The organism is Kitasatospora sp. NPDC034035 (assembly GCF_055575755.1).
Genome location: NZ_JBVISA010000020.1, coordinates 185,037 through 192,172, shown reverse-complemented (window position 1 = coordinate 192,172; position 7,136 = coordinate 185,037). Strand labels below are relative to the sequence as shown.

Genomic DNA, 7,136 nt, shown 5'->3' with positions numbered 1-7,136 from the left:
CGGCAGACCACTCGCCAAAACCCGCATCTCACCCTTCGCAGCACTCCGCCCCGTTGGATGAGATCCAACGGGGCGGAGTTAACCAACAGCATCCGCTCAGCGGTCGGGGCCCTCGGCGTTCACAGTCTCATCCGCCTTTCCAGGGGCTCCGGCCGTGCACTGCGCCCGCCCTGACAATGGCCCCGTGCGGACGCACGGGGCCATTACTCGGTCAGGCCGGCAGGTACCACGTCTGGCTGGGGCTGGTGGTGCAGCCCGCGAGTCGGAGTTGTACGCCTTCGGCTATGGAGCTCTGGGGGTCGTCCAGGCAGAGGCCGTCGGACGGGTGGCTCAGGTAGCCGCTCGGGTGGACGACCCAGTGCTGGCCTGCGCTGCCGTCGCAGGTCGCCAGGGTGGCTGCTGTGCCGGTGGCCGGCTGCAGGCAGAGGCCGAGGGCACGGAGGCTGCCGTCGTTGCCGAGTGTCCAGATCTGCGAGCCGCTGTAGGTGCAGGACGAGAGCACCGCAGGCGCACCCGCCGAACCGTCGGTGAGGCACTTCTGGGCGGCCGCGTTGGTGAGTCCACCGGAGATCTGCACGCCGTTGTAGGGTAGCCGCCACTGCTGGGCGGGGGTGCCGTTGCAGGTGTAGAGCTGCAGCTGCACTCCCCAGGTGGTGGAGGCGCCGGGGTCGTCCAGGCAGAGACCGGTTCCGATGTTCACCAGCGAGTGCGAGGCCCCGGGGCGCCACTTCGCGGCGGCCTCGGCACAGGAGCCGAGCACGATCAGGCTCCCGGACGTTGTACCGGTCGGCTCCAGGCACTTGCCCAGCACCTGCAGGGTCCCGTCGTTGGCGAAGGTCCAGGTCTGCGCATTGGTGCCGTTGCAGCCCCAAAGAACGACCGGGTTGCCGTCGGTCGTCGCAGCGCGGAAGTCGTCCAGGCAGCGGCCCGGGATGCCCGAGGAGACCGTACCGGTGGGCAGGCCGGCCACGGGCTCGAAGGAGAAGGACTTGGTGGCGAGGCCGGTGCCGTTCTCCCAGATTTCGAAGCCGGCGGAGACTCCGCACAGGTACTTCGCCTGGGGCAGGTAGCCCCGGCTGATCGCGTCGATGGCGAACAGCCGGAGGTCGAGGTGGTCGACTGCGCTCGTCGCGGTCGGCAGCTGATAGTTGATCAGGTGATGGGTCGGCGAGATGGTCGCCGCGTTCACCTGGTAGCCCGTACCGCCGATGTCGACCGTGCCGACGGTGGTCGGCCCGTAGGGCTTGGCCTGCGGCCCCTGGCCGTTGAGCCAGATCATCAGCTCGTCGCTGGTGGTCGGGTCACAGCTGGTCGCGTTACTGCTGAACCAGAGGTCGTACGCGGCATCGTAGGTACCCGCGGCGCCCTGGGTCGTGTGCCAGGTGCTCGTCGCGTCACCGAGCGAGGCGACCGGGATCGGCAGGCCCTGGGTGGGCTTGATGTACGCGTAGGCCCCCGGCCCCTGGTTGGGGTTGGTGATGCTGCCGGCCGTCAACTGGCTGGTGGAGAGCGTGAAATCCGCGCCGCCGTCGGTGGTGACGCACTGGCTCACCGTCGTCGGGTCGGCGTTCCACTCGCCGGGGCCGAGCTCGTAACTACCTGACACGGTGAGCGTGTTCTGCCCGCACACCGTGCCGGCCGCCGCGACCGCCTCCCCGCTCAACGGGCCGAATCCGCTGGCCGCACACAGAAGTGCGGCGCCCGACAGTGCCACTCGGCGTCGCGCCGAGTCGAAGCCTCGCATGAGGACCCCCCTAGTCATCGTGTCGATGATCTTAGAGTCGCCCGCGCCGACAACCGCGCTGCCCCAACCGGCGAGGACGCAGTCGATTCGATGCCAGCGAGAAAGGAAGTTCGGAGCCCACCTCGCTACCTGCGCGCCGCCGCCTGCGCCCCCTCCTGGTCTCAGTTCTGGTCTCGTTCACCCCCGTCCGGCCGGGTTCAGCCGCTGTCCGGTCAGACACTCCGGCGCAGGCCAGAACACATGTGAACCCCGGCGGACGGGGTTCGGGAGAATTGGAAAGCGTATTGGGAGCAATCCCTCACGAGTTCGAATCTCGTATCCTCCGCCTCTGCCCATCAGGGCAAACGAGGGCCCCGACCGCTCAGCGGTCCGGGGACCCGAGGCGCCAGAAGAGGGGGGCAGGTCCACCTCCAGGTCTGGCCCACTCCCCACAGCTCTCCGGTCGTGATCAAGCGATGGACGCCTGCCGGCTGACCCGCTGGAGGGTTGCAGTTCTGGTTGCATTCAGTCCCGTTCACGGTCATCCAAAGGCTCCGGTACTGGCGCCGCGCCCGAGCTCCCCGTCGGCCGGCGGCATTACGGCGGCTCCGTCTACGACTCGAATGCGACCTACATATTCCAGATCGGTGTCGTTGCTGCGGGGCCGACCATTCTGATGTCCCATCAGCTCGCGGCTGCTCAGGACGCCGAGGGGGGGGTTAGGAGTCCGTGGCGCAGAGAGCATCTTCAACTCGGCCTGCTCAGCCTGCCGTCCGGCCCGACGCAGTGAAGCGCGCGGCACCGCCGGATCGGCCGGCCTGGCTGGCGCCGCCCACGACCGGCACCGGCGTCCCCAGCCAGGCCGAACGGCGGGCAGCCTGCGATCCCGGGCGCCGCCCGTCGGCCTTTCCGCTCCCGCGTCAGCCGAATGGCGCTCCGTTTCTCTCCGACAACGTGCGACCCGATCGTTACGCTCGGCTCGTGCGAAGGGCTGAGCAGCACGTGGAAGGCGCCGGACCGTTCGTTACCCGGCGCACCTGGGGTCTCCCTGAGGGGGGCACGACGGTGTGGGAGTCCAGGTTGGCACGCAGATGCGGTGTGATCACCGTACGTGCCGCGCAAGGGCCGGCAAGCACGACGACGAGCGCCGGCGTCGATGCTGCCGGCCTCGGCCGGTTGCGCAGAGTCAACATCATCGCCTCGGTCGCCTTCATCATCGGTGGCGCCCTGTTCGCTGCCGGGGCGGCTGTCGCCCAGTTCGGATCCGGAGATCCGATGGTGAGCGCCTGTATCTACTTCGCGGGGGGCCTCTTCTTCAACACGGGCGGCTACGCCGCGTTGCTGCAGGTCGTCAACGCCCCCCGCCGCTCAGGGCCAACAGATCCAGTGAGCACACCCCGCTGGAGATGGTGGAGTTACGAGCCGATGGACGTCGGCTGGCTCAGTACAGCGGTGCTCTTCGCAGGAACGCTGGTGTTCGCGGTCAATCTGCTGGACTCATTCCTTCAAGGGCTCACCGTTCAGCAGGTCAACCGGCTGATCTGGGCGCCCGATGTCGTCGGCTGCATGCTGTTCCTGGTGTCCGGGCATCTCGCCTTCGTCGAGATCTGTCATCGCTCGCGGCCCTGCGTCCGATCACGGAGCCTCGGCTGGTGGATCGTCGCGGTGAACCAGCTCGGTTCCGTACTCTTCATGGTCTCGGCACTGGCCGCCTTCACCCGCCCGAGCACCGGAAGCCTGATCAACGCCACGATCGCCAACTGGGGAACCCTCACCGGCGCGCTGTGCTTCTCCGTCGGCGGAGCGCTTCAGGTCTTTGAACGCCCCTGAGGAGGGTGATCCACCACGGTTGCCGACGGGAGCCTCTGCGGGCGGCCGAGGCGGAGACAGTCCATTGCTCAGGCATGACCCGGCATGGTTGCAGTTCTGGTTGCCTTCACCCCCGTCCAGCACCGTTCGAAGCCCAGCAGGCGAGCCGGTCCGCCGCAGGTCAGGACGCCTGCGATCGCCGCCGAACGGCCGGACGAACAGTTGGAAAGCGCATTGGGAGCAATCCCTCACGAGTTCGAATCTCGTATCCTCCGCCTCTGCCGGCCATGGCAGCACGAAGGCCCGGACCGCGTGGTGCGGTCCGGGCCTGGAGGCCGTGGGTGAGGCCGTCGGGCTGTCAGGCCGTCTGGCTGGATGCCGGGCGGACCAGTCGGCTGCGGACCGCCCACACGGCCGCCGCGAGGATGAACCCGTAGACGGACACCAGTCCGTGGCCGTTGTCCTGGGCGAACCACATCGCGAGGCCGAGGACCGGAACGCCGGCGGCCAGGGCGATCTCCTTGGGGAGGCGGGTGCGGGTGAGGAAGGCGAGGGCGAGGGTGGCGCCGAGGAAGTAGGTGGCGCCGGAGCTGCCGGCGAAGTTGCGGGGGTCGGTGCTGGGTTCGTCGCCGAAGCCGAGCAGGCTGTCGATGCGGCCGGGCAGCACGATGCCGGCGAAGAAGAAGACGAGGGTGAGCGTGCCGCCCCAGTACCACTGGGCGAGGGCGGCGACGGCGGCGAGGGTGACGAGGTTCCACAGGCCGCCGAAGAGGCCGCCGTTCTGCATGAACACCGAGGTGAACTCGCGCCACCAGCCGGACTTCGACGGGTCTCCGTCGAGCGCGTCCATGGCGCCGGACCAGGCCAGCTGGAGCAGGACACCGCCGACGGCGAGCACGGTCAGGGCGATCGCCGCCCAGGGGAGCGGCCGTCCGCGCAGGGTGTCGCGACCGACCACGCCGAGCCCGCTGTTGACCATCATGACCATCAGTGCGGCCGTGGTCACGTTGAAGACGATCGCCTCCATTGCCTGCCCCTCCCCCGGTTTCGGCGCTTCCCAACGCCGTTCGAAAACCTGATGGCGCAAAGCTAGCACAGTTTTCGAACAGTGTTGGAAAACGTTGTACGGTGGGATGCATGAAGCTCACCAAGGAGCGCATCGTCAACGCGGGCATGGCCGTCTTCGCCGAGGTCGGCTACCAGAACCTGTCCATGCGCCAGGTCGCCGACCGTCTGGACGCCCACGCCGGCAGTCTGTACTACCACGTGCGCGGCAAGGACGAGTTGCTCGCCCTCATGGCCGACCGGGTCTGCCGCCAGGCGTACGACGCCGGCACCGCAACCCTGGCCGCCCTCCCACCCGCCGCCACCTGGCAGGACCGCATCGAGGCCCAGGCCACCACCCTGCGTCTGAGCATCAAACAGCACCCCGGCGGCGCCCAACTCCTCGCCGAGAGCCCCGGCATCCTGAGCCCGGGCTCCCTCTCCCTGATGGAACGTCTGCTGCGCACCCTCCTCGACGCCGGCCTGCCCGCCGACCACTGCGGCATCGCCGCCGACACCCTGCTCAGCCACGTCACCGGATTCGTCCTCCAGGAGCAGAACCAGCCGACGACGGCACCGGCCGTCACCGGCGAGCGCTACGCCGAACTGTGCGAGCAGTTCCCCCTGCTCATGGGGCCGCTGATCCCACGCCTGAGCCAGGACGAGAAGTTCACGCGGAGCATCCGCCTGCTCTGTGCGGGCTTCGCGGCGCTCTCCTGACCACCGACAGCCGCCGACAACCACCGACAGTCGCCGACAACCGCGGCAGTGACCGGCGGTCGCCGGCAGCCACCGCCGCCTCGCCGACCGGTGTCCGCTTCGGAACGCGCTTGACTCCTCGAACACTCGGAACCAGGATCGCATCGAGATCGTTTCAAACGATGTTCGAAAGAGGTGGAGCGCCCTCGCGCCACCTGTCACCAGGGGAGGGAAACCGTGTCGAAGGACATGTACAAGGAGTTCTCGGACAACGTCGACCGCGAGGTCGCCAAGCTCGTGGACCGTTCCAACCGGGAGGCCGCCCAGGCCGTCGACCGGGCACTGGGCCGGGCGGGCACCGCAGGGGCGTTCGACACCGCCCACTGGCAGCGCCGGCTCGACGAACTGCTCACCGCCCACCACATCCCCGGCGCCGTACTGGCCGTCCTCGCCGACGGGGAGATCCACGAACTGGCGAGCGGCATCCTGCACACCGGCACCGGTGTCGAGACCACCACCGACTCGGTGTTCCAGATCGGCTCGGTCAGCAAGGGCTACACCGCCGCCCTCGTGCTGAGCCTCGCCGACGCCGGCAAGCTCGACCTGGACCAGCCGGTCGTGACGATTCTGCCGGACTTCGCCCTCGCCGACGCCGAGGCCGCCCGCACCATCACGCCGCGTCAACTCCTCAACCACACCAGTGGGATCGAGGGCGACTACGTGAACGACACGGGCCGCGGCGACGACTGCCTGGCCCGCTACATCGACGGCACCCGCACCGTCGGCCTCACCAACCCGCCCGGCGCCACCATGTCCTACTCCAGCACCGCCTACAACGTCCTCGGCCGGATCGTCGAGGTGGTCACCGGCCTGACCTGGGACGAGGCGCTCAAGGAACTGATCTGCGACCCGCTCGGACTCGAGCACACCATGACGCTGCCCGAGGAGGTCCTGCGCTTCCGCGCCGCCATGGGACACATGGGCGAGCCCGGCGAGGACCCGACGCCCACCCCGCTGTGGAACATGCTGCCCCGCTCCGCCGGCCCGTACGGCGGCATCAGCGCCACCGCGGCCGACGTGGTCCGCTTCGCCCGCCTGTTCATCGACGGCGGCACCGCGCCCGACGGCACCCGGGTGCTCTCCGCCGCCGCCGTGGAGGCGATGCTCACCCGCGAGGTCGAGATGCCCGACCAGTGGTTCCTCGGCGCCCACTGGGGCCTCGGCTGGGGCCTGTTCGAATGGGACGGCGCTCGCGGCTTCGGCCACGACGGCAGCACTTTCGGCCAACTCGCCTACCTGCGGGCCATTCCGGAGAAGGGGCTCGCCATCGCCCTGCTCACCAACGGCGGCGGCGCCGCGCCGAAGGTCCACGAGGCCCTCTGCCGCGAACTGAGCGCCGAACTCGCCGGAGTCACCATGCCCACGTTCGGGCCCGCCGAGAACCCCCCGGCCGTCGACACGGCACCCTTCACCGGCAGTTACAAGCGCGAGGGCTTCCTCATGACCATCACCGCCCGCACCGAGGGCGACGGCGCGGTCACGGGCGAGGGCGTGCTGGACCTGCGCTACGAGGGCGTCGAAGGCCTCGCCGGCACCTTCGACCCGCTCGTCTGGCACCTCACCCCGATCTCCGACACCCCCACCAAGACCGTCTTCGCCGGCCGCCGCAACGACAAGGACGCCTGGATCCCCGTCGTCTTCTACGCCCTCCCCGACGGCACCCGCTACGTCCACTTCGGCGTCCGCGCCACCGCCAAGTCCGCCTGACCCCGCCCGCCGAGACCGCCTGACCCCGGGCCCGCCCGGCGCCGCCGAGCCCGCCCGACTCGCCAAGTCGGCCTGGCCCCGCCCCGCTTGCCGC

General features: G+C 69.4%; 5 protein-coding genes. 3 read left to right on the top strand and 2 right to left on the bottom strand.

What is annotated here, in order from left to right; translation table 11 throughout:
* Positions 1 to 211 precede the first annotated feature (211 nt).
* Positions 212 to 1,663, bottom strand: coding sequence for a ricin-type beta-trefoil lectin domain protein (locus ACZ52J_RS27000; RefSeq protein ID WP_465622389.1), 1,452 nt, complete (start codon positions 1,661 to 1,663; stop codon positions 212 to 214).
* Between the two features lie 1,041 nt (positions 1,664 to 2,704).
* Between ACZ52J_RS27000 and ACZ52J_RS26995 the strand changes: the two genes are divergently transcribed.
* Positions 2,705 to 3,553, top strand: a complete 849-nt coding sequence (locus ACZ52J_RS26995; protein WP_465622387.1) for a hypothetical protein — start codon at positions 2,705 to 2,707, stop codon at positions 3,551 to 3,553.
* Positions 3,554 to 3,890: 337 nt separating this feature from the next.
* Here the strand turns inward: ACZ52J_RS26995 and ACZ52J_RS26990 are convergent, their stop codons facing one another.
* Positions 3,891 to 4,559, bottom strand: coding sequence for a hypothetical protein (locus tag ACZ52J_RS26990; RefSeq protein ID WP_465622386.1), 669 nt, complete (start codon positions 4,557 to 4,559; stop codon positions 3,891 to 3,893).
* 110 nt (positions 4,560 to 4,669) lie between these two features.
* On the opposite strand from ACZ52J_RS26990, the gene ACZ52J_RS26985 reads away from it, so the two are divergent.
* Both ACZ52J_RS26985 and ACZ52J_RS26980 read left to right on the top strand, forming a co-directional pair.
* Complete coding sequence (locus ACZ52J_RS26985) at positions 4,670 to 5,296, top strand: TetR/AcrR family transcriptional regulator (protein WP_360496376.1); 627 nt, start codon at positions 4,670 to 4,672, stop codon at positions 5,294 to 5,296.
* A 216-nt stretch (positions 5,297 to 5,512) separates the two neighbouring features.
* Positions 5,513 to 7,042 carry a serine hydrolase domain-containing protein gene (locus ACZ52J_RS26980; RefSeq protein WP_465622385.1) on the top strand — a complete coding sequence of 510 codons (1,530 nt, stop codon included), beginning with the start codon at positions 5,513 to 5,515 and terminating at the stop codon, positions 7,040 to 7,042.
* Positions 7,043 to 7,136: the final 94 nt, after the last annotated feature.

Excerpts from the sequence above, each read along its gene's own strand:
- ACZ52J_RS26990 (WP_465622386.1), bottom strand. The coding sequence starts at position 4,559 with ATGGAGGCGATCGTCTTCAACGTGACCACGGCCGCACTGATGGTCATG.
- ACZ52J_RS26985 (WP_360496376.1), top strand. The coding sequence starts at position 4,670 with ATGAAGCTCACCAAGGAGCGCATCGTCAACGCGGGCATGGCCGTCTTC.